This is a genomic window from Teichococcus aerophilus (genome assembly GCF_014490485.1).
GTDB classification, from domain to species: Bacteria; Pseudomonadota; Alphaproteobacteria; order Acetobacterales; family Acetobacteraceae; genus Pseudoroseomonas; species Pseudoroseomonas aerophila.
Window position 1 is genome coordinate 17,201 of record NZ_JACTVA010000048.1, and the last position, 23,545, is coordinate 40,745.

Consider the following 23,545-nt stretch of genomic DNA (forward strand, 5'->3'; position numbering starts at 1 on the left):
CTGTGGTCAGTGCCCCTGGGGGAGGGGGAGCGTCAGCTTATCAGGTTTCCAGCATGCGGCGCAGCAGTTCCACGTCCTCGGCGAAGGAGACGTCGGCTTGCATGAGCTCGGAGACGCGGGAGACGGCGTGCATGACGGTGGTGTGGTCACGGTTGCCGAAGCGGCGGCCGATCTCCGGCAGCGAGCGGGAGGTGAGCTGCTTGGCCAGGTACATGGCCACCTGCCGCGGGCGCGCCACGTTGCGGGCGCGGCGGGCGGAGGACATGTCGGTGAGGCGGATGTTGTAGTGCTCCGCCACCTTGCGCTGGATTTCCTCGATGGTGACGCGGCGATCATGGGCGCGGAGAATGTCGTGCAGGACTTCCTGCGCGGATTCCAGCGTGACCGGGCGGCCGAAGAGGTTGGCGTGGGCGATCAGGCGGTTCAGCGCGCCTTCCAGCTCACGGACATTGCTGGTGATCTTGTGCGCCAGGAACTCGAGGACGCGGGACGGCACCTCGACCTCGGCGGTCTGTGCCTTGGCCTGGAGGATGGAAATGCGGAGTTCGTAGGTGGTGGCGTGGATGTCCGCCACCATGCCGCAGCCGAGGCGGGTGCGGAGACGGTCCTCCAGCCCCGACAGGTCGCTGGGCGACTTGTCGGCGGAGACGACGATCTGCTTCCCGGCATCCACCAGCGCGTTGAAGGTGTGGAAGAACTCTTCCTGCGTGTTGTCCTTGCCGATGAGGAACTGCAGGTCGTCGATCATCAGCACGTCCACGGAGCGCAGGCTCTCCTTGAACTGCATGGTGGACTGGTTCCGCAGCGCGTTGATGAAGCGGTACATGAAGGTCTCGGCCGACATGTAGGTCACGTGCCGCTCGACGCCGCCTTCGCCGTTCTGGATGGCCCAGGCCACGGCGTGCATCAGGTGCGTCTTGCCCAGGCCGACGCCGCCATACAGGAACAGCGGGTTGAAGCCGGGGCTGGCCGGCTTTTCCGCCACGCGGCGGGCGCAGGCATAGGCGAATTCGTTGGGCTTGCCGACGACGAAGCTGTCGAAGGTGAAGCGCGGGTCCAGCTTGGCCGACCAGTCGTTGTTGCGCGAATCGGCCTTGGGCGCCTCGGCGCGCGCGGGGGCGGCAGCGGCGGCTTGCTGGCGCGGCGGGGTGGCCAGCGACTCGGCCAGGCCACCGGCGCGGGGGGCGGTGGAATCCTCGCCCTCGGCTTCGGCCGGGCGGGCTTCGGCGGCGACGCGGATATCGACACGGCGGACGCCCGGGTGCTCGCCCTGCCACAGCAGGCGCAGGCGGTCCCCGTAATGGGTACGGACCCAGTCCCGCAGGAAGCGGGTGGGGAGCAGGATGACGACCTCTTCGCCCTCGATGGCGGCCAGGGTCATCTGGCGCAGCCAGCTGCGGTACTCGACCTCGCCGACATCCTCGCGCAGGCGGCCACGGATCCGGGCCCAGGCCTCGGCGACAGGGTCGTCCGCTACCTGGCTGTGTCCCATCAGTTCCTGCCCTGTGTGGTCTTGTGCGGACGGCGACGGCATGCCGAGCTCATTCTCCATGCGAAGCATCTGCCACCCTCTGATCTCAATCGCGCCCTGGCCGGAGGTCCGGCGAAAGCGTTCGGTCGGATATCGGGCTCCGAAGGCCCGATTATTCCCCCCTGCCGTCCGACTTTCGAGACTTGAAAGTGGGATGGGCGCAAAAAATCATGAACTGCCAGGAGCAACCCAAGAAATGCGCACAGGTTCGCGATCCGTGCTTCACTGACAGGAAAATAATAGTCCTGCCGGCGGTACGGCCGAATTTACGGAGAGGGTCGGATAACTTGCAGAAGAAGCACCTGCTCTTGAAGGCTATTCCGCTGCGCCACGGGGCGCAACGGGAATATCCATCGGGCAGGAGCCTCAGCGGTCAATCCCGCGGGAGAGCCCCGCGAGGAACCGCCAGGCCTCAGGCCTGGGCGGCGGCCAGCGACTTGATGCGGGCGGCCAGGCGCGACAGCTTCCGCGCCACGGTGTTGGTGTGCATCACGCCCTTGGTGGCGGCGCGGTGCAGCTCGGGCTGCATGTCCTTGAAGGCGGCCTGGGCGGCGGCCTTGTCGCCACCCGAGATCGCCTTCTCCACCTTCACGAGGTAGGTGCTGACGCGGGAGCGGCGGGCGCGGTTGCGCTCGTTGCGGGTGGCCGTCTGCAGGATGCGCTTACGCGCGGAAGCCGTATTCGCCATGGCGTGTGTTCGGACCAATTTCTAAGATGTACGCGGGCCGTTCAGCCCCACGGGAAGGCGCCGCTTCTACCCGCCCCTGGGGATAAGAGTCAATGCGCGGTGCATAACTTACGTCCCGCGCCTTGCATCTCAGCCCCCGAAGTTGGGCTTACGCTTCTCGTTGAAGGCGGCCATTCCCTCCTGCTGGTCGGGCGTGCCGAAGGCGGAGAGGAACAGCCGGCGCTCCAGCCGCACGCCTTCGCGCAAGGGCAGCTCGAACGCCGCGTTGACTGCTTCCTTGGCCATGGCGACGCCGGCGCGGGAGTGCTCGCCGATGCGCTGGGCCAGGGAGACCGCCTCCTCCACCAGCGTATCGGCCGGCACGACGCGGGAGACGAGACCGGTGCGCTCGGCCTCCGCCGCATCCATCATGCGGCCGGTCAGGATCATCTCCATGGCCTTGGACTTGCCGATGGCGCGGGTCAGGCGCTGGCTGCCGCCGGCACCGGGCAGGATGCCGAGCTTGATCTCGGGCTGGCCGAACTTGGCCGTATCGGCCGCCAGGAGGATATCGCACATCATCGCGACCTCGCAGCCGCCGCCCAGGGCGAAGCCGGCCACGGCGCCGATGACGGGCTTGCGGACCGTCAACACGGCCTCCCACGGCGCGATGAAATCGTTCAGGTAGGTGCCGGGCCAACTGCGGGGCTGCATCTCCCGGATATCGGCCCCAGCGGCGAAGGCTTTCTCATTGCCGGTGAGGACGATGGCGGCGATGGCGGGGTCCGAATCGAAGGCCCGCAGCGCCTGGGCCAGCTCGTCCATCAACTGGTCGCACAGGGCATTCAGCGCCTTCGGGCGGTTCAGGCGGATGATGCCGGCACAGCCCTGGGTCTCGGTCAGGATCATCTCGAACTCGGCCATGGCGCTTTGGGTCCCCCTTCGCTGCGACTCGGGGGCTGTTGTCGGCTGGCTGGGGGCGGCTGTCGAGGGGGATGGAGGGGCAGGCAGGGGGCGCTGCGCCCTGTCCTCCGCTGGCGTAGCAGTGCTACCCCAGACCCCGCCGGGTGTTTTAGCGCGGGCGGGTTTGGGCGTGTGCGCCACAGGCCGGCGGGGATTTCGTCTTGGTGCCTATGCCTCATCGCGGTCCGCCTGACTGCAATGCGGTAGGGCTTGGCATTCAATAGGGCTTGGCATTCATAAGAATGGATCGACGTTCGGTTTGGACAGGAAGGCCGGGGAAGGAAATCCCCGGACCCGTTCTTTTTTCTGCGGGTCTTTCGGTCGTGGATGTGGCGGCGTCGGCTTTCCCGGCCCGGACCAGGGTGACGCCGGAGGCTGCTGGTTCAGGCCAGATAGGCTGTGATCTTTGTCACGCCGCACCTGCTGCTGAGTCCCACGCCAATGACAAAAGAAATGGCGTAAACGTATCCGTTTACGCAGGGGAATTCCTTCCTCTGACCTCCTCTTCCACACTGAACCAACTGTCGACCAGCCATATTGCATCCGCTTTTAGCGGCTTTTGCTTCCAACATGATCATTAGCCAGAGCGTGGCTTTTGCTGGCGTGCGTTTGAGATGATTCAGGCCTTCGGCCATCTCACCTCAGGCAGGCTTGTTCCAGTTTCTCAAAGAAGGATGCCGCTCCCACCACAGGGCGGGCAACTCGCAGCGGGGTCCGGGGTGGACTTTCCACCCCGGCGGGGGCCAGGGGGCAGCGCCCCCTGCCTTCACCGCTGCGTCTTTGCGCAAAAGAACGTGCTGCGGCCGGACTGCACGATGCGGGAGACGCCGTGGCAGCCGGGTGCGCCGGGGCAGAGCGGGCAGGGCTGCCCTTCGCGGTCGTAGACGGAGAAGCGGTCCTGGAAGTGGCCGAGTTCCCCATCGGCCTGGACGTAGTCGCGCAGGGAGGAGCCGCCGGCGTCGATCGCGTCGTTCAGCACGGCCTTGATGGCGGGCACCAGCCGTTCGGCGCGGGCGCCAGGGATGGTGCCGGCGAGGCGGCGCGGGGAGAGGCCGGAGCGGAACAGTGCTTCCGCCACATAAATATTGCCGAGGCCGGCCACCACGCCCTGGTCCAGCAGCGCCGCCTTGATCGGGGTCTGCTTGCCGGCGAGGGCGGCGCCGAGGATGGCGGGGGTGAAGGCGTCGTCCAGTGGTTCCGGCCCCATGGCGGCCAGCAGGCGGTGGGTATCTTCCTCCGCGGTGGGGATCAGGTCGACGCTGCCGAAGCGGCGGGGATCCACGAAGCCGACATGGGTGCCGCCAGCGGTTTCCAGCAGCAGGTGCTCATGGGCGGGGGGCGGGGTGTTGGCGCCACGTGGGCGGGCCACCATGCGGCCGGACATGCCCAGGTGGATCAGCACCGACTGGCCGTTGGAGAGGCGCATCAGCATGTACTTGCCGCGCCGGCGGAAGCCCTCGACCCGGGCGCCGGTCAGGGTGGCGGCGAGGCCGGCGGGGAAGGGCCAGCGCATGCCATCGCGCCGCGTCTCCGCATGCTGGATGGTCTGGCCGGTCAGGATGCCGGCCAGGCCGCGCATCACGGTTTCGACTTCGGGAAGCTCGGGCATGGGGGCGATGTAAGCCGCGTGCCGGGTGCTGGCGAGGGGAGTGGGATACGGAAAAGGCCGGGGAAGGATATCCCCGGCCTTTTTCACGCATTTGGATGGAGCCAGCCGGGCCTGGAGCATGATGCATCCGCACCATGCTTCATGCTTGTGTTTGGCCGCTCAATTCAGGCTTTCGGTGCTTCCACCTCAAGCCAACAGCTCTAGCGGCGCCGGCGACGGCGGAGCTGGCCGAAGGCCAGCGGTATGATGCTGATGCCAATGCCGTTGCGGGCCTCCACCAGGGCGGTGCGGCGGATGGAGAGAGCCTCCAGTTCCGCGCGGCTGGGGCGGTTCCGCATGGCGACCAGGCCGAGGATCAGGGCCAGGAGGATATCCACGCCGAAGATGATCAGGGCGCGGCCGAGCGGGCCCACATGGGGCCCAAGGGCGATCCAGGCCACCAGGTGCAGCATGGCGAAGGCGGCGGCTGCCATGACCCCCGCGGCGGCGAAGAGGATGCCGCGGCGCAGTTCACGCTGGACCCTGAGGCCAAGCCGGGCGCGCTCCGCCTCCCAGGCGACGGATGCGAGACGAAGCGCGCGCATGGATCAGCGCCCCAGCAGGCGGGCGAGCAGGTAGCCGGTACCGGCGGCCATCAGGATCGCGGTGAAGGGGCGCTCCTTCACGAGGCTGGCGACGGTGTCGGCCTCCTTCTGCGCGGTGTGGCTGACATGCCCGGCAAAATCCTGGGCGCGGCCGGCGGCGCGGCTGACGGCAGGCGTCACGCGCTCTTCCATCAGGTGCTCGACCTTGCGGCGAAGGTCGGCGATGCGCTCCTCGACGGGCTCGAGGTCGATGCCGTGGATCGGGTTCGAAGCCATGTCGTCTCTCCTAGTGAATAAAAGGATGAGCGGGATAACGGGTCGGGCCGCTGGCCAGCTTCAGCTTGGCCGGTCTCGCGGCCATTTCCAACCCCTCCCGCAGGAGGGGCCGGAGGGATGGATCAGCGGGTGGCGCGGTCGATGCTACGGCCGGCGCGCTCGGCGGGGCCCGGCGGATCGACCGCGTCGCGGATGGCGGTGCCGGCATTGTCCAGGCTGCGGCCGGCGCGTTCGGCGGGGCCAGGCTCGTGGCAGGCGGCCAAGGGGGCCAGCAGCGCCAGGGCCGTGAGGGCTTGCAGGGTCAGTTTGCGCATTCCGGTGTCTCCTTCGCCGTATGCCGCCCTAACGCGGCGTCAGCGTGACAAGTTGCGGAAAGCGTGAGCAGTGGCGTTCAGTTTTGCCATCTGGAGTAGGATCTGGGGGCCGTCAGCCGGGTGCGGCCGGGTGGTCCGGGCCAGGGCGGCGGCTGGGGCGCAGCGGCAGCCCGGCAGCGTTCGTAACGGGCTGTCAGGCCTGGTGGTTGCCCATGGCGCGGCCGGACAGGTCACCCTCCCGCCGGCGGAGCGGGAAGCGGACGCGCAACTCGGTACCGGCGCCGGGGGTGGCCTGGCGTTCGATCTCGCCGCCCAGATGTTGCGCGAAGCCCTGGATGAGGCGCATGCCGATGCCCTGCTCCTCCTCGTGCGGGCCAAGGCCCAGGCCGTCGTCGTGCACCAGCAGGATGACGGCTTCGAATTCTTCGTCCTCGCCTTCCGGGGTCATGACGCCGTCATGGCGCACGGCAATGGTGATGGTCCCGGTGCGGGTATCGGGGAAGGCGTGCTTGATGCTGTTGGTCACCGCCTCGGTCACCAGCAGGGCCATGGAGACGGCCTGGTCGGTGACAATCTCCATGTCCTCCGCCTCGACCACCAGGCGGATGCGGCGGTCGGGGATCTCGCCCAGCGCGTTGAAGAGCTGCTTGGACAGCTCCTCCAGGAACGGGCGCAGCGCGATCGCCTCGAAGGTGCGGTTTGTGTAGAGGTGGCGGTGCAGCGTCGCCAGGGCCTGGACCCGGTCCCGCGCCGTGCTGAACTCGGCCCTCGCGGCGGGGTCGCGCAGCCGGCCGGCCTGCAGGTTCAGCAGGGAGGCGACAATCTGCAGGTTGTTCTTCACCCGGTGGTGGATCTCGGCCATCAGCAGGTCACGCTGGCGGAGGGCGCCGTTCAGCTGCTCCTCCCGCGCCGCGATGGCGATGGCGGCGTCGTTGAAGGCCTGTTCCAGCGCGCGGACCTCTTCCGGCTCGCCCCGGCTGGGCAGGCCGGGGAAGGGCAGGCCGGGGCGCCAGCCCCGCACGCGGCTGGCCAGCAGGCGCAGCGGGCGGGCGATGGCGATATCGGCGCCGACGACGATGACGATGAGGCAGGCCAGCAGGAACACCGCCAGTTCCAGCGCCCGGCGCAGCAGCAGGCTGCGGGCATTGTCGCGGATCTCGGTGGTGGGCAGGCCGACGACAAGGCGCAGCCCCTGCTCCAGGTCCGAGATGGCGTAGGCGAAGTGGCCGCCGCCGCGGGAGAAGCCTTCCAGTGCCTGGTTGGCCTGCAGCGCGAGCAACTGGGTCATCAGCGGGGCGGCGGGCAGGTCGGATTCCTCCGCGCCGGTCAGCGGCAGCGGGGTGTTCTGTCGGTCCATCAGCCAGACATGGTCCGGCGTGACCGCCATGGACTGGCTTTCCTTGCGGATGAACACGTCCAGCAGCAGGCCGGCGGCGACGATCATCTCCACCCGGCCGTTGCGGATGATGGGCACGGCGCCGGTCAGGATCGGCCGGTTGGTCAGGGTACCGGTCTTGAAGCGGTTGATGACAAAGGGGGGTGCGCCTTCGGTGACGGGCGCGCGGGCGGCCCGCTGGGCGAGGTCGACATATTCCTGGTTGCCGCGCGCCATGTCGGTCGGCACGCCGCTGCACATCATCCGGCCTTCGCCATCCAGCAGCCAGATATTGGAATAGCGGTTGCGGTGGATGCCGAGCAGGGTGGCCAGCCGGCGCTGGCATTGCGGGGAGGCGGCGTCTACCAGCACGTCGCTGGTGGCGACGCCCTGCAGCAATTCCCGCATGCCGGACAGGGCGGCGCCATGGCGTTCGGCCGCAACCTCACCCAGCAGGGTGACGGTACGGAGGCCTGAGGCGCGTTCGGATTCGTAGCCGAGGATGGCATTGGCACCGGCGATGCCGATGACGGGGATGCTGGCGACGATGAGTAGCAGCAGCATCCGCCCCCGCACTGAGCGGAGTAGGACCCACGGCCCCCACCTTGAAGGTGGGGACTGTGGGGACGTCACTGAGACCGGTCCTGCTCAATCAGTTTCAAGAGTTCCTCGGGGATCGGCTCACGGGCGATGTCGTCATACATGGCGTGCAGGCTGCGTTGCAGCCACAAGTCAAAGGCGGCGTCGGGCGTGCCCTTCCGGGCACGTCCCTCAGCCGTGCGTTCGGAGGCATCGGCCTCCTCCGCCGCTAATGCGCGCTTGTCAGACTGATCGTCCATTAGCTTTCCAGGTGCAGACCCTGCTCGCTGGCCATCTTGTTGCTCACACGGTTCGTAGCACTCCGGCGGCGGGTTTCGCCAGCCTGGGACTGAGCCGTATTGCGCTTGGCGGCCTTGGTGGGCTGGTCGCCCGTCAGCCAGGCCTCGAGCTGCCGGCGAGCACGGAACACGCGGCACTTGGCGGTGCCGACGGCGCAACCCATGACTTCGGCGGCTTCCTCGTAGGACATGCCCTGCACCGTCACCAGCAGCAGCGCGGTACGGTGGTCGGCGGGGAGGTCGGCCAGACGCATGCGGAGCTCCCGCAGGGCCAGGCTGTCTTCCTGCGCGGCGGGGCGGGCCAGCGCCTCAGCGGGGGCGTTGTCCATGTCGCAGGTGTCGCGGCGGCGGCGGATATCGGACAGGAAGCGGTTCCGCAGGATGCGGAACATCCAGGCGCCGAAATTCGTGCCGGGGGTGAAGCTGTGCTGGGCTGCCAGCGCGTTGCTGACGGCGGCCTGCACCAGGTCGTCGGCATCCGCCCGGTTCCGGGTCATGGACACGGCCTGCACGCGCAAGCGCGGCAGCAGGGCCACCAGCTGGTCGTGGAAGCTGGGACCTTCATTCACGGTGACGGCTTCTGCGGTCTCGGACGTGGCCACGTGATGGGTATCCTTGTGATCGCCTTGCATGTCCGACCAATGCCGCAGCCGAAGAGCCGGTTGCATCGCCGTTAAGGGAGTCACGGGATTCACCCACACTTTTTTGTGATGAAACCCTGCCACGCCGGCGCTCATTACGCCAGAGAACCATGCCATCCAACGGACGAGACACTGTTACCAGCGACCCGAGCCGGACCAGGCATCTCACCCCCGCGGCGCCCGTTCAGGAAAGCTGCGTGCCAACGCGGCGCGGGCCCGCGCAACCCGTGCCTTCACGGTGCCCACCGGCGCACCCACGATGACGGCGGCTTCCTCATGCGACAGCCCATGGGCGCCCACCAGGATCAAGGCCTCCCGCTGCGGCAGGGGCAGGGTCTGGAGGGCGCGCCCCAGATCGTCGATCTCGCCGTGACCCTCCTGCGGGGAGGGGCCGGCTTCATCGGCCGGCGGCATCCGCTCCAGCGCCCGGCGCTCCGTGCCGCGGCGACGGATCTGTTCCAGGAAGACGTTCCGGAGAATGAAGAACACCCAGGCCCGGGGGCTGGTTCCCGGCTCCCATTGCGATTCCGCCCGCAGGGCTCGCAGCACGGCTTCCTGCACCAGGTCGTCCGCCAGGGCGGTGTCCCGTGCCAGGAAGCGCGCGAAGGCGCGCAGGTCCGGCAGCAGCCTTGGCAAGGCGTCGCGAATCGTCTCGGCACGCGTCTCGGTCATTCAGTGTCTCGGACATCTTGCGATAAACAACGCCTTGGCGACCTTTCCCACAACGCGCAAAACAGTGCCAGACTTCAGGACTGACATGAGGTGCCCTCCATGAACGCCGTCACCCAAGCCGATCTGCTGCGGAGCCTGCCGCCGGCCCGCCGTTACGCCCGTGCCCTGACCGGCGGCCAGAGCGCCGGCGACGCGCTGGTGGGCGCCGCCCTGAAGGCCGGGCTGCCGGACCTGCCGGCCCGCCTGGCGCTATATGCTGGCGTGACCCGGCTGGCGCCGCCGCCGGCCAAGCCGCCGCAGGGCGCGGTGCTGCCCGCCCGCCAGCGCCAGCTTCTGCTGCTGACGGCGCTGGAGGAACTCTCGCTCGACGAGGCGGCCGCCGTGCTGGGCATCACCACCGAGGTGGCCGAGACCGAGCTGGAAGAGGCCCGCACCGCCCTGCGCAGCGCCGCCGCGACGGACGTGCTGGTGATCGAGGACGAGCCGATCATCGCCATGGATGTGCGGCAGCTGGTGGAAGCCTGCGGCCACCGCGTCGTCGGCGTCGCCGCGACCGAGGCGCAGGCGGTGCGGCTGGCGGAGACCAAGCGCCCCGGCCTGATCCTGGCCGACGTGAACCTGGGCGCGGGCGGCGACGGCATCACCGCCGTGGGCCGTATTCAGGAACAGCTGAAGGTGCCGGTGATCTTCGTGACCGCCTACCCCGAGCGGCTGCTGACGGCGGAACGGGTGGAGCCGGCCTTCGTCATCTCCAAGCCCTTCGAGCCGCTGGCGCTGGCGATCGCCACCTACCAGGCCGTGTCCTCTACGGTGCCGATCGAGTGAGCGAACAGCGAAGCTGAAACCGGGGCGTCATCCGTCACGTTGCTCTGCCATCGTACCACCGGATGGGCCGGGCGGGGACGGAGCGGAGGACAGGCCCGATGACACGGGACCGCATCGCCGGCAGCTGGAAGCAGATGACGGGCATGATGAGGGAAGGCTGGGGCAGGCTGGTGGCGGATGAGACCGCCATCCGCCGGGGCCAGCGGGACCGGTTGATCGGGCGCATCCAGCATCGCCACGGCGTGATGCTGGACCTGCCGCCCCGGCACGCGCACGGCACCGCCGGTCGGGCATGACCCCGATCCACCCCGGCCTCTAAGGACTCCCTGCCATGCTCTACTGGACTCTCATCTTCCTGGTCATCGCCCTGGTGGCCGGCGTACTTGGCTTCAGCGGCATCGCCTCGGCTGCCAGCGGCATCGCCAAGATCCTGTTCGTCGTGTTCCTGGTGCTGTTCCTGATCTCGCTGATCGCCGGGCGCGGCTGGGCCTTCGGTTAAGCGCTCTCCCACATCGTTTGACGGAAAAGGCGGGTCCCGGTTGGGGCCCGCCTTTTTTTGGCTGCTGAAGGGGGGAAGGCCAGGGAATGAATTCCCCGGACCCCTTCTTTATTTCTTCGAGTTTGGTGTGGCGCTTCAGAACTGAGGGCGGACGCTGCTTGATGATTTTTAAATGGGCCACAAGGGCTGAACCGTCAGTCGCCGGAGGTCTAGGACCTCCGGCGCACCCAGCCGTCATTCAGGTGCACCGTTTCGACAGCCACGCCCCAAAAACTTGAAAACAGAAAAGAAGGGGTCTGGGGAATTCCTTCCCCAGCCTTCCTCTTCCCCCCTCCCCAGGGCGATCAGGTCTCGCGGTTGATCAGGTCAGCCGGCAGGTCGCGGTTGTGGAACTTCTTGAACATCGTGTTCAGCTCGCCGCTGTTGAACGAGGTGCGGATCCATTCGTTCAGCCAGGTCTTCAGCGTGTCTTCGCCCTTGGGCAAGGCCATGCCGAGATTCAGCTCCTGCTGCACGAACTTCACGTCCAGCGTGTTGCCGGCGCGCTTCTCGTTCATGCTGGCCAGCACGGCGGTCTGCGTGGAGACGAGGTCCAGCTGGCCGGAGACGACGGCGGTGATCAGCGTCGCGTCATCCTCAAAGCGGATGATCTCGGCGCCGCGGGCGTTCTGGGTGACCATGACGTCGTTGACGGTGGCGCGCGTCACGCCGATGCGCTTGCCGACGAGGCCGGCATAGTCCTTCACCGCCAGGCTGGGGATGCCGGCCACGATGATGTCCAGCGTCGCGTAGGGGATGGTGAAGTCGATCGCGCGCTTGCGTTCCGGCGTGATGGCGAGCGAGGCGATGAGGATATCGGCCTTGCGCGTCTGGATGGTGGGGACGCGGGCGGCGTTGGTGATCTGCACCAGCTCCAGCTCCGCGCCCAGGGACTTGGCGACCATCTTCGCCGTCTCGACATCCGAGCCGGTGGGGTTGAGGCCGGCATCCATGAAGGCGAAGAGGGGGATGCCCATCGCCACGGCGATGCGGACCTTCTTGGCCTTCTGGATATCGGCCAGGCTGTCCGCCCACGCGGGCAGCGCGATGAAGCTGGTGGCACCGAGGCCGGCGGCGCCGGCGAGCAGGGTGCGGCGGTTGATGGTGGTCATTCCTGTGGTCGTCCTCTGTTGATTCTTGATTTGGGCCGGTCGGTGGGTTGCGGGCCTAAAGCTCGCTGCCCAGGAAGCTCTGCAACTCAGGGGTCCTGGGGGCGGCGAACATCTCGGCGCCGCCGACTTCCCAGACCAGGCCGTCGCGCATGAAGATGGTGCGGTTGGCCACGCGGCGGGCAAAGCCCATCTCGTGCGTCACGGTGATCATGGTCATGCCGTCCCGCGCCAGCTTCTCCATCACGCGCAGTACTTCGCCGGTGAGGTGCGGGTCGAGCGCCGAGGTCACTTCGTCGAACAGCATGACCTTGGGCTGCATCGCCAGGCTGCGCGCGATGGCAACGCGCTGCTGCTGGCCACCCGAGAGCTGCTCCGGGTAGGAATCCGCCTTCTCCGCCAGCCCGACCTGGGCGAGGCAGGCGCGGGCGAGATCCTTCGCCGCTGCGTTGCCGATGCGCTTCACGCGGCGGGGGGCGAGGGTGACGTTCTGCTCCACCGTCAGGTGCGGGAACAGATTGTAGCTCTGGAAGACGATGCCGACATCCTGGCGCAGGGCGCGAAGTTCCGCATCGCTGCGCTGGGTGCCGACATGGTGGCCGCAGACCTCGATGCTGCCGGCCTGGATGCTCTCCAACCCATTGATGCAGCGGAGCGCGGTGGACTTGCCGGAACCGCTGGCGCCGATGATGGCGACGACCTCGCCCGGCGCGACGTCGAAGGAGACGCCTTTCAGCACTTCCAGCGGGCCGTAGCTCTTGCGGACGTCCTTGAGAGCGACAGCGGGGAGCGCGACAGCGGGGGCGTTAACGGCGGCCGACATTCAGCGTCCTTTCGAGGGAGCGGCTCCACGCCGTCAGCGGGTAGCACAGGACAAAATACATCGTGCCGGCGATGCCGAAGACGAGGAAGGGCTGGATGGTGGAGTTGTTGATGACCTGCGCCGCGCGCGTCAGCTCCACGAAGCCGACGACGGAGGCGAGGGAGGTGTTCTTCAGCATCTGCACCATGAAGCCGACGGTCGGCGGCGTGGCGATGCGCGCGGCCTGCGGCAGGATGACATCGACGAAAGCCTGCCAGCGGGTCAGCGCCAGGCATTCGGCGGCTTCGCGCTGGGTGCGCGGCACGGCTTCGACGCAGCCCTTCCAGATCTCGCCGAGGAAGGCACTGGCATTGATCATCAGCGAGATGGCGGCGGCGACCAGGGGCGGCACCTCGATCCCGAAGACGCCAAGGCCGAAATAGGCGATGAACAGGAGCACCAGCAGCGGCGTGCCCTGGATGATTTCGACGTAGACCAGCGCGATCTGGCGGATCAGCCGGCTTTGCGCCGTGCGGGCCAGCATGACCAGGAAGCCGGCGGCGCCGCCGAGCACGAAGGCGCAGGCGGAGAGCACCAGGGTCCACATGGCGCCGTAGAGCAGGTAGCCGAAGTAGCTCCAGTTGAAGACGATATCCATGATGCCGGGCCCCTACAGCGCGGTGCCGAGGCGGCGTCGGCGGGGGAAGGCGAACAGGCCGATGCCCCAGAAGGACAGCTTCAGCAGCGCCGCCAGCGCCAGATACATCGGCGCGATGGCCAGGAAGGTCTCCAGGCTGCGGAAGGTGAAGGACTGGACGTTGTTGGCCACCGCCGTCAGTTCCTCGGTCGAGATCTGCGAGGCGACGGAGGAGGAGAGCATCATCAGCACGAACTGGCCAGTCAGCGCCGGATAGACGCGCTCGATCGCTGGGCGGAGGATGACGTCCCAGTAAATGGTGGGGGTGGACATGCCGAGGGATTGCGCCGCCTCGATCTGCCCCGGATGCACCGTGTCCATGCCGGCGCGGATGATTTCCGAGCAATAGGCGGCGACGTTGAACACCATGGCGATGACGGCGGCGGTGAAGACCGGCAGCCGCAGCCCGGCGCTGGCGAGGCCGAAATAAAGGAAGAAGATCTGGATGAGGAACGGCGTGTTGCGGATGATCTCGACATAGATGCCGATGGCGCGGGCCAGCCAGCGGCGCTTGCCGCGGGCGCCGATGGCGCAGAGTGTGCCGATGGCCATGCCGAAGACGGTGGCCAGGAAGGTCAGCTGCAACGTCACCCAGGCGCCGGCCAGGAAGTCGGGCCAGTAATCCAGCAGGACGGCGAAATCGAAATCGTATCTCACGGGGTCAGCCTGACGGGCAGCCCCACGGCGCGTTGACGCGACGTGTCCATCCTGTCCTGTTCCTCCGGTGCGGTAGCTCCGCACCATTTGTCGTCTGTTGTCAGACCAATTATGCTAGGCAGATAACTCTGCCCCGCAGCCGATGCAAGCCCCTTGCTGCCGCGCCCACTTCAAGGTTCTCCATGTCCGCCGATCGTGTCTCACTTGTCATCCCCCGCATCCAGGAACCCCGCCGGCTGAGCCTGACGGAGCAGGTGACGCACGACCTGCAGAGCCGCATCACCCAGGGCGAGCTGAAGCCGGGCGACCAGTTGCCGACGGAGCGGGAGCTGATGCAGCGCTACCATGTCAGCCGGACCGTGGTGCGGGAGGCGATATCCAGCCTGCGCGCCGCCGGGCGGCTGGCGACGCGGCAGGGCCGGGGCGCCTTCGTGCTGGACCCCGCTTCACAACCCCTGAGCTACCGGCTGGAACATTCCGAGATCGGCGCGGCCGAGGATGTGCTGAAGCTGATGGAGATCCGCATCGCGCTGGAGTCCGAGGCGGCATCGCTGGCGGCGCAGCGGCGGGGGGAGGCGGCGGTGGAGCCGCTGGAGCGGATTGCTGCCCAGTTCGACGCCAGCGTGGAGACGCCGGAGCAGTCCACGGTGCATGACCAGGCCTTCCACCTGTGCATCGCCGACCTCTCCGGCAACGCCTATTTCCGCACGCTGATGACCGGGCTTTCCCCCCATCTGCTGCCGCGCCTGCGGATCGACCTGTTCAAGGACGATGCGGCCGCCAAGGTGCTGTATCTGCGCACTTTGCAGGTGGAGCACGCGCATATCCTGGACGCCATCAGGCGCGGGGATGCGGAGGGTGCGCGGGGCGCCATGCGGCTGCACCTGACCAACAGCCGGGAACGGCTGCGCAAGGCCTTGGTACAATTGGCCTCTGCCGAAAGCTGAGGCGGGCTTGCGGGGTGGGAATGGAACTTGTATGACAACTGACAAATTCGCCATCCCAACGAGGACGCCATACGGATGACCGCCCAGTTTACCCCCGCCGAGCTCAAGGCCGCGCTGCCGACCGGGCTGCTCTCCTTTCCCGTCACCGACTTCACCGCCGCCGGTGAATTCGATGCGGCCGGATACCGCGCCCGCCTGGAATGGCTGGCGCCCTACGGCACCGCCACGCTGTTCGCCGCCGGCGGCACGGGCGAGTTCTTCTCGCTGACCCAGCGCGAATATTCCGACGTGGTGAAGACGGCGATCGAAGGCTCTGGCGGCCAGGTGCCGATCGTGGCCGGCGCCGGCTACGGCACCCGCATGGCGATCGAGTACGCGCAGGAGGCCGAGCGCCTTGGCGCCGCCGGCGTGCTGCTGATGCCGCCCTACCTGACCGAGACCTCCCAGGCCGGGCTGCGCGCGCATATCGCCGCGGTGTGCAAGTCCACCAAGCTGGGCGTGATCGTCTACAACCGCGCCAACTGCAAGGTCTCCGCCGAGACGTTGCTGGCCGTGGCCGACGAGTGCCCCAACCTGATCGGCTTCAAGGACGGCGTGGGCGAGATCGAGGCGATGGTCTCGGTCCACAACGCGCTCGGTGACCGGCTGACCTATCTGGGCGGCCTGCCTACCGCCGAAGTCTACGCCGCCGCCTACCTGGCGATGGGCGTGCCGACCTATTCCTCCGCCGTGTTCAACTTCATCCCGCGCACGGCGTTGGATTTCTACAAGGCCGTGACGACGGGGGACACCGCGACGGTGGACCGCATCCTGCGCGACTTCTTCTTTCCCTACCTGAAGATCCGCAATCGCCAGCCGGGCTATGCGGTCTCCATCGTCAAAGCCGGCGCGACCATCGTCGGGCATGGCGCCGGGCCGGTGCGCTCGCCGATCAGCGACCTGACGGATGTGGAACTGGAAGAACTGCGGCCGTTGATCGAGGCGCTCGGCTCTCAGGCCTGAAGGCACGGCGTCTTGGCCAAAGGGGGCGTTGCCCCCTCTGGACACCCCTACTGGGGTGACAGGGTCACCCCAGACCCCGCCGTCTGTTTTTGCTTTTGGTATGGTGGGGATGCGCCGAGGATCGATGATCCTCGGCGACTGAGGGTTCAGCCCGCGGGGCCTTTTAGATATCTCTTGAATGCGCCATCCGTCCGGCGCCGCGCCTGGGCATCTAGGCCCCAGAAAAACTGGCAGCGGGGCCCGGGGTGGACTTTCCACCCCGGCGGGGGTTCCAGGGGGCAGCGCCCCCTGGCCACGGCCTCAATCCACAGCCGCCCGCATATAGACGCGGAAGAATCCATTCTCCTCCCGCCGGTCGTATTCCGTGAAGCCCAGCCGCTGGTAGATGCCGATGTTGCGGGTCATCAGCGCATTGGTCAGCAACCGCACTTCCGGCACGCCGCGCTGTCTGGCTTCATCGAAGACGAAGCGCATCAGCAACTGGCCGAGGCCTTTGCGGCCGAGGTCGGGGTCGAGGGCGATGTTGTCCAGCCAGAGGTGGTCCGGCGCATCTTCCAGCACCAGAAGGCCGAGGATGCGGGCGTCGTCCTCCAGCACCCAGGCCTGGCCGGCGGCGATGCGGGCGGCGTAGTCGTCGTCCATCGGGGCGGGGCGGCGGCCGATGACGGGCAGGTAGTGGGCGTAGGCGCGTTCGACCAGCGCGGCCAGCAGGGCGTCTTCCCCGGGCCGCGCCGGACGGATGCTCATACGGCGGTGCCGCCGACGGTCAGGCCGTTCATCTTCAGCGTGGGCTGGCCGACGCCCACGGGCACGCCCTGGCCCTGCTTGCCGCAGGTGCCGATGCCGGGATCCATGCCCATGTCGTTGCCGATCATGGAGATCTTGGTCAGCGCATCGGCGCCGGAGCCGATGAGGGTGGCGCCCTTCACCGGCGCGCCGATCTTGCCGTTCTCCACCAGATAGGCCTCGGAGGCGGAAAAGACGAACTTGCCGCTGGTGATATCCACCTGGCCGCCGCCGAAATTCACCGCGTAGATGCCGCGCTTCACCGAGGCGAGGATCTCGTCCGGGCTGTGCTGGCCGGCCATCATGACGGTGTTGGTCATGCGCGGCATGGGGGCGTGGGCGTAGCTCTGGCGGCGGCCGTTGCCCGTGGGTGCCACGCCCATCAGCCGCGCGTTCTGCCGGTCCTGGATGAAGCCTTTGAGGATGCCGTCCTCGATCATGACGGTGCGGCCGGTGGGGGTGCCTTCGTCGTCGATGGTCAGGCTGCCGCGGCGGTCGGGGATCGTGCCGTCATCGACGACGGTGACGCCGGGGGCGGCGATGCGCTGGCCGAGCAGGCCGGAAAACGCGGACGTCTTCTTGCGGTTGAAGTCGCCTTCCAAGCCGTGGCCGATGGCTTCGTGCAGCAGGATGCCGGGCCAGCCCGGGCCGAGCACGACTTCCATCTCCCCGGCCGGCGCGGGCACGGCGTCGAGGTTCAGCAGCGCCTGGCGCAGCGCCTGCTCGATGGCGTCCTTCCAGGTGGCCTCGCTGGTGATCTGCCCGTAGGTGAAGCGGCCGCCGAGGCCGTGGCTGCCGGTCTCCCGCCGTCCATCGGCCTCGACCACCACGGCGATGCTGAGGCGCACCAGGGGGCGGAGGTCGGCGACCCGGGTACCGTCCGCGCGCAGGATCTGCACCGCCTGCCATTCGCCGGTCAGGCTGGCCATCACCTGGGTGACGCGCGGGTCCCGCGCGCGGGCATGGGCATCGATCGCGGCCAGCAGCGCGGTCTTGGCGGCGAAGTCCATCTCCGGCAGCGGGTTGTCCGGCACATAGAGGCGGGCATTGGTGGCACGCGGCGCAACGGCGAGGCTGCCGGAGGCGCCGGAAGAGATGGCGCGCACCGTCTCCGCCGCCCGCTTCAGCGCGGGTTCGGAGATGTCGCCGCCATGGGCGTAGCCGGCGGCTTCCCCCTTCACGGCGCGCAGGCCGAAGCCGCGCGTGGTGTCGAAGCTGGCGGTGCGGATGCGGCCGTCATCCAGGCTGATGGCCTCGCTTTCCCGGTATTCCAGGAACAGCTCGCCATCCTCGGCGCCGGCCAGGGCGTTCTGCAGGATGCGGGTGGCGGCGGTCGGGTCCAGCTCGCGGAAGAACAGGCGGTCGGTGGTGTCGAGGGCGCTCATGCCGTCTGCTCCTGTGCGGGGGTGCGGGCGGCGGCCAGCCGCAGGCGGGCGGTGGTGCCGGCACCCCGTGTGCTTTCCAGCGTCAGCTCCGCCCCCATGGTGCGGGCGAAGGCCCGGGCGAGGTAGAGGCCGAGGCCGGAGCCGCCATAGCGCCGGTCATGCGTCGTTTCCAGTTGCACGAAGGGTTCAAAGGCGCGGGGCAGGTCCTCGGCGGCGATGCCGATGCCGGTATCGGTGACGGTGATGTCGACCTGCCCATCCGGCAGGCTGGTGGCGGCGAGCCGGACGGTGCCGCCGGACGGCGTGAACTTCACGGCGTTGGAGAGCAGGTTGAGCAGGATCTGCCGCAGCCGGCGTTCATCCGCCTGGGCGCGGGGCAGGTGCTGCGGCAGCGGTTCCACCACGAAGGCGACGCCGGCCTGGTCGGCGGCGCCGCGCATCAGGCGCTGGGCGCTGTCCAGCACGCTGGGCAGGAACAGGGCGCGGGTCTGCGCCGCCATGCCGCCGCTGCCGAGCTGGGAGACCTGCAGGATGTCGTCGATCAGGGAGAGCAGGTGGCGGCCGGCATCGAGGATGGCGGCGGAGAATTCCATGCCGCTGGGCGGCATGCCGTCCTCCGCCAGCAGGGCCTCGGAGAAGCCGATGACGGCGTTGAGCGGCGTGCGCAGCTCGTGGCTCATGGTGGCCAGGAAGCGCGTCTTGGCGGAGCTGGCATCCTCCGCCGTGCGGCGGGCTTCCTCCAGCGCGCGGCGGATGCGGCGTTCCTCGGTGACGTCGGCATAGGTGCGGACGAAGCCGCCATCCGGCGTCGGGTCGGTACTGACCTCGACGACCACGCCGTCCAGGCGCTGGTGGATGTAGCTGGAGCGTTTGTCCGGTGGCGCCATGCAGGCGTAGTAGGCGGCCATGTGGCCCTCGCGGTACTCGCCGCGCAGGCGCTGCAACTCGCGGATTTCGGTGAGCGTGGTGCCGGGGAGGCATTCCTCCGGCTCCAGGCCGTTCAACTGCCGCGCCAGGCCATTCAGCGCGACGACGCGGGACTCGCGGTCGAACAGGCAGACGCCGTGGCGCATGTTGTCCAGCATCGCCTGCAGCAGGTCCGCGCGCTGCTTGGCCTTGGCTTCCGCCTGGTGCAGGGCGGTGACGTCGGCGACGACATTGATGTGGCCACCATCCGGCAGCGGGGCGTTGCGGACCTCGATCATGGTGCCGTCGTGGCGGCGGCGGGTGCGGGGCGGCTGGTCCCGGCGGAACTGGCGCTGGTAGATATCCTCGGCGGTGATGCCGGGCGGGTACTCGCCAGCGGCTTCGCGGCGGCGGCAGATGTCCAGCAGGTATTCGCCCACCTGCAGTTCCGCACCCTTCAGGATGCGCTGGTAGGCGTCGTTCACCATGGTCAGGCGCTGGCTGGAATCATAGACGCAGATGCCATAGGGCAGGGCCGCCAGCACGCCGCGCAGGGTGGCGAAGCGCAGTTGGGCTTCCTCTTCCGCCCGCCGCAGGGCCGTCACGTCCTCCACCGTTACCAGGAAGCCACCGCTGGCCATGGGCAGGCTGGTGGTGCGGATGGTGCGGCCATCCGGCAGGGTGCGCACCTCGTCATGCGGCCTGCTGCGGTCGATCTGGCTGCGCTCCGCATTGGCTTCGCGGATGGCGGGGTCCATGCCGTACTGGCCGAGCACGTTGGCCTGCACGTCCGCCAGCGAGGTACCACGATGCAGGGTGCCGGGGATCATGCCCAGCACGCGCTCATACGCATCGTTGTGCAGCAGCAGGCGCTTCTCGGCATCGAAGACGCCGACGCCGCCGGGCTGCTGCTGCAGCGCCATTTCCAGCCGCCGCATGTCCTCCGTCAGGTTGGCGCGGGCCTGGTGGTGGTGGGTGATGTCGTAGGCGTAGCTGGCGAAGCCGCCATCGGGCAGCGGTTCCGACGTCATCTCCAGCCAGCGGCCATCATTGCCGCGGACGACGCGGCGGTGTGGCTTGCTGCGGTCCACCGCCATCAGCTGCTGGGCCAGGGCCTCCGGGTCCCCGGGGCCGAGGGAGCCGCGGAAGGCGCAGAGCCGGGCGACTTCCAGCATGGGGCGGCCGGCGAGGTCGGTACCCGGCGGCAGGCCCAGCTGGCGCACCGCTTCGCGGCTGACGAAGCGGGTCTGCCCCTGGCCATCGAAGACCATGACGTTGAAGGGAGCGACCGCCAGTGCGGCAGCCTCCGGGGAGGTGCCGGCGAAGGTGGCGCTGTCGTTCATGCTGTCCTGGGCCGGCGGAGGGCGTGAAGGGTGGCGAGCGCCGCCGTCAGCACCGCCACCGCCACCGCCTGGTGCAGGGTACCGAGCCAGGCGGGGACGACCAGCAGCAGGGTGGCGACGCCCAGCGCGTATTGCAGCGCCACGGTGCCACCCAGCGCCAGCAGCGCGGTGCGGGCGCGGCCGGCGGGCAGCACGCGGGCGCCCCAGAAGGCCAGGGCCAGCGCGCACAGCCCGGCCAGGGTGGCCAGCAGGCGGTGGTTGAACTGCACGGCGGCGATGTTGGCGGTGAAGTTCAGCCAGAAGGGGGAGAGCATGGCGTAGCCGGCGGGCACCAGCCGGCCATCCATCAACGGGAAGGTGTTGTAGTCCAGCCCGGCCTTCAGCCCGGCGACAAAGCCGCCCGCCAGCATGGCGAGCACGACCAGCCCGGCGGTGGGGTGCGCCAGGCGGCGGAGCGGGGCGGCGGCCGCGGGGGCGTCGCGTTCGGGGTGGCGCAGCGTCATCGCCGTCCACAGCAGCACGCCGTAGAGCAGCAGCGCCAGCCCAAGATGCACCACGAGGCGGTAGGGGGAGACGGCGGTGCGGTCCGCCTCGAACCCCGAGGCGACCATGAACCAGCCGACGGCGCCCTGCATGCCGCCCAGCAGGAACAGCACCACCAGGCGCGGCTTCAGCCCGGCGGGGATGCGGCCGCGCACCCAGAACCAGATGAGCGGTAGCAGGAAGGCCAGGCCGATCAGCCGCCCCCACAGCCGGTGGGACCATTCCAGCCAGAAGATGCGCTGGAAGCCTTCCAGCCCGAAGCCCTGGTTGACCAGCTGGTATTGCGGAATGGTGCGGTACAGGTCGAACAGCCGCTGCCATTCGGCATGGGAGAGCGGTGGCAGCGTGCCGGAGAGCGGCGCCCATTCCATGATGGAGAGGCCGGAGCCGGTCAGCCGCGTGGCGCCGCCCAGGGCGACCATCACCCACACCATGCCGGCCACGGCCAGCAGCCAGCGGGCGATGGCCTGCCGGTCAGCGGCATCGCGGGAGAGAGGGGCTGGGGAGGGGGGCACATCGAAGGGCATGATAGGGCGGCTTCTTAGCACAGCCGGCGGCGCTTGTGCCTCGCCGGTATGTCGGGGCTCTCAGGCGCTTTGCGGCTGCGCGGCGGGGGGCGGGCCTGGTGGCGCGCTGATCTTGCGGGTGCGGATGCCTCACGCGCCAGGGGCGCGTCGGCGGTTCGGGGTGCGGCCGGACATTGCCGGGGAGGCCAGGCCCCGTGGCCTCGTTGGGCAGGGCTGCATGCCATGTGGCTTGTTCGGTGCTGCGGTGCCTGCTACGCCGCGCCTCCACATGTCAGACGTAATCCCCTCGGCGCAGATGCCGGCCTCTCCCCTGCTGGCGGTTGTCGTCCCCGTGCGCAACGAGGCGGAGAACATCGCCCCCCTGGTGGCCGAGATCTCGGCGGCGCTGGCGGATGTGGCGCATGAGATCATCTATATCGACGACGGTTCGACCGACGGCACGGCGCAGGCGCTGGCCAGCGTGGCGGCGGTGACGCCCACATTGCGGGTGCTGCGGCATGCGGCGTCCTGCGGCCAGTCCGCCGCCATCGTCAGCGGCGTGCGCGCGGCGCGGGCCGAATGGATCGCCACGCTGGATGGGGACGGGCAGAACGACCCGGCCGATATCCCGGCGATGTGGGCCTTCGTGCAGGCCGAGCCGGAGAATGCCCGGCTGTTGGCCGCCGGCTGGCGGGTGACGCGCAAGGACACCCAGGTGAAGCGGCTCTCCAGCCGCTGGGCCAACCGCATCCGCGCCGGGCTGCTGGGCGACGAGACGCCGGATACCGGCTGCGGCCTGAAGCTGTTCCCGCGCGCGCTGTTCCTGGAGCTGCCGCCCTTCGATCATATGCACCGCTACCTGCCGGCCCTGGTGCTGCGGGTGGGTGGGCGCGTCGTCAGCCGCCCGGTGAACCACCGGCCGCGCACGCGCGGCGTTTCCAATTACGGCACGCTGGACCGCGCGCTGGTCGGCATCACCGACCTGATGGGCGTGATGTGGCTGCAACGGCGCTGGAAGCGCCCGCAACTGCTGCCCGCCCGGGATCAATGACCGGCAAATCTACGACCGGCAGGCCCGCCATTCCGCCCCGGCTGGCCTCCCTGGGCAAGCTGGCCCTGCTGGCGGCCGGGCTGGCGCTGGGTGGCTGGCTGGTGCGGGAGCTGGGCGGCGGCCGGCCGGAAGCCTGGGTCGAGCGCTTCGGCCTGCAGCAGACGCTATGGGGCGAGACCGCCTTCCTGGTACTTGGCACGCTGGCCTGCGCCGTGGGCGTGCCGCGCCAGGCGGTGGCGTTCCTCGGTGGCTATGCCTTCGGTGCCTGGATCGGTGGCGGGCTGAGCCTGCTGGCGCAGCTGCTGGGCTGCGCGGCGGCGTTCGGCTGGGCCGCGCTTGTCGGGCGTGGCTGGGCGGAACGGCGGCTGGCCGGGCGCTTCGGCCGGCGGCTGCGGGCCTTGCGGGACGTGCTGGCGGCCAGCCCCTTCAACACCACCCTGGCGCTGCGGCTGCTGCCGATCGGCAACAACCTGGCGCTGAACCTGCTGGCCGGGCTTTCGGGCCTGCCGCTGCTGGCCTTCCTGGCCGGTTCCGCGGTCGGCTACCTGCCGCAGACGGTGATTTTCGCGCTCGCCGGCAGCGGCGTGGCGGTGGACCGGCAGGGGCAGATCATCCTGGCTGTGGTGCTGTTCGTCGTCTCGGCGGCGCTGGGGCTGTGGATGCTGCGGCGCCACCGCGCCGGCCGCGCCATGGATGATGCGACGCAGCAGCCAGAGTGAATCCGGCGGTTTATCCCGCCGCCCGCCGCCTGTAAGACACGGACCATGGCCCGCCGCGCTCGCACCCTGACAGACGAGGACCGCGCGCTGTGGCGTGCCTTCGCCTCCCACGTGCTGCCGCTGCCCGGGCATGCGTTGCCGCCGCCACCCCCTGTTCCGGTAGCCCCGCCGCCGCCCGCGCCCACCGCCCCGGCCCCCGTGCCGCCGCCCGCCGTGGCG

The 23,545-nt window shown here is 68.9% G+C and carries 26 protein-coding genes; 7 read left to right on the forward strand and 19 right to left on the reverse strand.

Features of this window, described 5'->3' with window-relative positions:
* Positions 1-40 precede the first annotated feature (40 nt).
* The 11 genes from dnaA to IBL26_RS20405 all read right to left on the reverse strand — a co-directional run bounded on the left by dnaA (position 41) and on the right by IBL26_RS20405 (position 9,510).
* Positions 41-1,492, reverse strand: coding sequence for a chromosomal replication initiator protein DnaA (dnaA, locus tag IBL26_RS20355; protein ID WP_187786348.1), 1,452 nt, complete (start codon positions 1,490-1,492; stop codon positions 41-43).
* Between the two features lie 451 nt (positions 1,493-1,943).
* Positions 1,944-2,219 carry a 30S ribosomal protein S20 gene (gene rpsT, locus IBL26_RS20360; RefSeq protein ID WP_187786349.1) on the reverse strand — a complete coding sequence of 92 codons (276 nt, stop codon included), beginning with the start codon at positions 2,217-2,219 and terminating at the stop codon, positions 1,944-1,946.
* 129 nt (positions 2,220-2,348) lie between these two features.
* Positions 2,349-3,122, reverse strand: a complete 774-nt coding sequence (locus IBL26_RS20365) for an enoyl-CoA hydratase (protein WP_187786350.1) — start codon at positions 3,120-3,122, stop codon at positions 2,349-2,351.
* A gap of 805 nt (positions 3,123-3,927) precedes the next feature.
* A complete protein-coding gene (gene mutM / locus IBL26_RS20370; protein ID WP_187786351.1) occupies positions 3,928-4,770 on the reverse strand; it encodes a bifunctional DNA-formamidopyrimidine glycosylase/DNA-(apurinic or apyrimidinic site) lyase in 843 nt (280 codons plus the stop codon).
* Positions 4,771-4,970: 200 nt separating this feature from the next.
* Complete coding sequence (locus IBL26_RS20375; RefSeq protein WP_187786352.1) at positions 4,971-5,354, reverse strand: hypothetical protein; 384 nt, start codon at positions 5,352-5,354, stop codon at positions 4,971-4,973.
* A gap of 3 nt (positions 5,355-5,357) precedes the next feature.
* Positions 5,358-5,630: a hypothetical protein gene (locus IBL26_RS20380; RefSeq protein WP_187786353.1), complete on the reverse strand. Its 273-nt coding sequence runs from the start codon at positions 5,628-5,630 to the stop codon at positions 5,358-5,360.
* 122 nt (positions 5,631-5,752) lie between these two features.
* The gene (locus IBL26_RS20385) at positions 5,753-5,944 is read right to left on the reverse strand and encodes a hypothetical protein (RefSeq protein WP_187786354.1); all 192 of its coding nucleotides are present in this window, start codon (positions 5,942-5,944) and stop codon (positions 5,753-5,755) included.
* Positions 5,945-6,137: 193 nt separating this feature from the next.
* Complete coding sequence (locus IBL26_RS20390; RefSeq protein ID WP_187786355.1) at positions 6,138-7,883, reverse strand: sensor histidine kinase; 1,746 nt, start codon at positions 7,881-7,883, stop codon at positions 6,138-6,140.
* 65 nt (positions 7,884-7,948) lie between these two features.
* Complete coding sequence (locus IBL26_RS20395; protein WP_187786356.1) at positions 7,949-8,158, reverse strand: NepR family anti-sigma factor; 210 nt, start codon at positions 8,156-8,158, stop codon at positions 7,949-7,951.
* Positions 8,158-8,694: a sigma-70 family RNA polymerase sigma factor gene (locus IBL26_RS20400; protein ID WP_241749634.1), complete on the reverse strand. Its 537-nt coding sequence runs from the start codon at positions 8,692-8,694 to the stop codon at positions 8,158-8,160. Before IBL26_RS20400 ends, IBL26_RS20395 begins: the two co-directional genes overlap by 1 nt.
* Positions 8,695-9,003: 309 nt before the next feature.
* Positions 9,004-9,510, reverse strand: coding sequence for a sigma-70 family RNA polymerase sigma factor (locus IBL26_RS20405; protein ID WP_187786358.1), 507 nt, complete (start codon positions 9,508-9,510; stop codon positions 9,004-9,006).
* A gap of 99 nt (positions 9,511-9,609) precedes the next feature.
* Between IBL26_RS20405 and IBL26_RS20410 the strand changes: the two genes are divergently transcribed.
* From IBL26_RS20410 to IBL26_RS20420, 3 genes are all read left to right on the forward strand, one after another.
* A complete protein-coding gene (locus tag IBL26_RS20410) occupies positions 9,610-10,335 on the forward strand; it encodes a response regulator (protein WP_187786359.1) in 726 nt (241 codons plus the stop codon).
* A gap of 98 nt (positions 10,336-10,433) precedes the next feature.
* Positions 10,434-10,631, forward strand: a complete 198-nt coding sequence (locus IBL26_RS20415; RefSeq protein ID WP_187786360.1) for a CsbD family protein — start codon at positions 10,434-10,436, stop codon at positions 10,629-10,631.
* A gap of 35 nt (positions 10,632-10,666) precedes the next feature.
* Positions 10,667-10,834, forward strand: coding sequence for a DUF1328 domain-containing protein (locus IBL26_RS20420; protein WP_187786361.1), 168 nt, complete (start codon positions 10,667-10,669; stop codon positions 10,832-10,834).
* Between the two features lie 344 nt (positions 10,835-11,178).
* Here IBL26_RS20420 and IBL26_RS20425 read toward each other — a convergent pair whose 3' ends face one another.
* Genes IBL26_RS20425 through IBL26_RS20440 form a run of 4 tightly spaced genes read right to left on the reverse strand, consistent with a single transcriptional unit; the run spans position 11,179 to position 14,138 of the window.
* Complete coding sequence (locus IBL26_RS20425) at positions 11,179-11,985, reverse strand: transporter substrate-binding domain-containing protein (protein ID WP_187786362.1); 807 nt, start codon at positions 11,983-11,985, stop codon at positions 11,179-11,181.
* A 55-nt stretch (positions 11,986-12,040) separates the two neighbouring features.
* Positions 12,041-12,805 carry an amino acid ABC transporter ATP-binding protein gene (locus IBL26_RS20430; protein WP_187786363.1) on the reverse strand — a complete coding sequence of 255 codons (765 nt, stop codon included), beginning with the start codon at positions 12,803-12,805 and terminating at the stop codon, positions 12,041-12,043.
* A complete protein-coding gene (locus IBL26_RS20435) occupies positions 12,789-13,442 on the reverse strand; it encodes an amino acid ABC transporter permease (protein WP_187786364.1) in 654 nt (217 codons plus the stop codon). The genes IBL26_RS20430 and IBL26_RS20435 overlap by 17 nt, the downstream gene beginning before the upstream one ends.
* Before the next feature lie 12 nt (positions 13,443-13,454).
* Complete coding sequence (locus tag IBL26_RS20440) at positions 13,455-14,138, reverse strand: amino acid ABC transporter permease (protein ID WP_187786365.1); 684 nt, start codon at positions 14,136-14,138, stop codon at positions 13,455-13,457.
* A 182-nt stretch (positions 14,139-14,320) separates the two neighbouring features.
* Here IBL26_RS20440 and IBL26_RS20445 point away from each other — a divergent pair, with 182 nt between their 5' ends.
* Positions 14,321-15,085 carry a FadR/GntR family transcriptional regulator gene (locus tag IBL26_RS20445; protein WP_187786366.1) on the forward strand — a complete coding sequence of 255 codons (765 nt, stop codon included), beginning with the start codon at positions 14,321-14,323 and terminating at the stop codon, positions 15,083-15,085.
* A 75-nt stretch (positions 15,086-15,160) separates the two neighbouring features.
* Positions 15,161-16,087, forward strand: coding sequence for a 5-dehydro-4-deoxyglucarate dehydratase (gene kdgD / locus IBL26_RS20450; protein ID WP_187786367.1), 927 nt, complete (start codon positions 15,161-15,163; stop codon positions 16,085-16,087).
* A 300-nt stretch (positions 16,088-16,387) separates the two neighbouring features.
* Here the strand turns inward: kdgD and IBL26_RS20455 are convergent, their stop codons facing one another.
* The 4 genes from IBL26_RS20455 to IBL26_RS20470 are packed head-to-tail and all read right to left on the reverse strand — an operon-like array spanning position 16,388 to position 21,577.
* Positions 16,388-16,834: a GNAT family N-acetyltransferase gene (locus IBL26_RS20455; RefSeq protein WP_187786368.1), complete on the reverse strand. Its 447-nt coding sequence runs from the start codon at positions 16,832-16,834 to the stop codon at positions 16,388-16,390.
* A complete protein-coding gene (gene tldD, locus IBL26_RS20460) occupies positions 16,831-18,258 on the reverse strand; it encodes a metalloprotease TldD (protein WP_187786369.1) in 1,428 nt (475 codons plus the stop codon). The genes IBL26_RS20455 and tldD overlap by 4 nt, the downstream gene beginning before the upstream one ends.
* Positions 18,255-20,507, reverse strand: coding sequence for a PAS-domain containing protein (locus IBL26_RS20465; RefSeq protein ID WP_187786370.1), 2,253 nt, complete (start codon positions 20,505-20,507; stop codon positions 18,255-18,257). The genes tldD and IBL26_RS20465 overlap by 4 nt, the downstream gene beginning before the upstream one ends.
* Entirely contained in the window at positions 20,504-21,577 is a 1,074-nt protein-coding gene (locus IBL26_RS20470; RefSeq protein ID WP_187786371.1) for a COX15/CtaA family protein, read from the reverse strand. Before IBL26_RS20470 ends, IBL26_RS20465 begins: the two co-directional genes overlap by 4 nt.
* A 268-nt stretch (positions 21,578-21,845) precedes the next feature.
* On the opposite strand from IBL26_RS20470, the gene IBL26_RS20475 reads away from it, so the two are divergent.
* Positions 21,846-22,607, forward strand: coding sequence for a glycosyltransferase family 2 protein (locus IBL26_RS20475; RefSeq protein ID WP_241749631.1), 762 nt, complete (start codon positions 21,846-21,848; stop codon positions 22,605-22,607).
* Positions 22,604-23,326: a TVP38/TMEM64 family protein gene (locus IBL26_RS20480; RefSeq protein WP_187786373.1), complete on the forward strand. Its 723-nt coding sequence runs from the start codon at positions 22,604-22,606 to the stop codon at positions 23,324-23,326. Before IBL26_RS20475 ends, IBL26_RS20480 begins: the two co-directional genes overlap by 4 nt.
* Positions 23,327-23,545 lie beyond the last annotated feature (219 nt).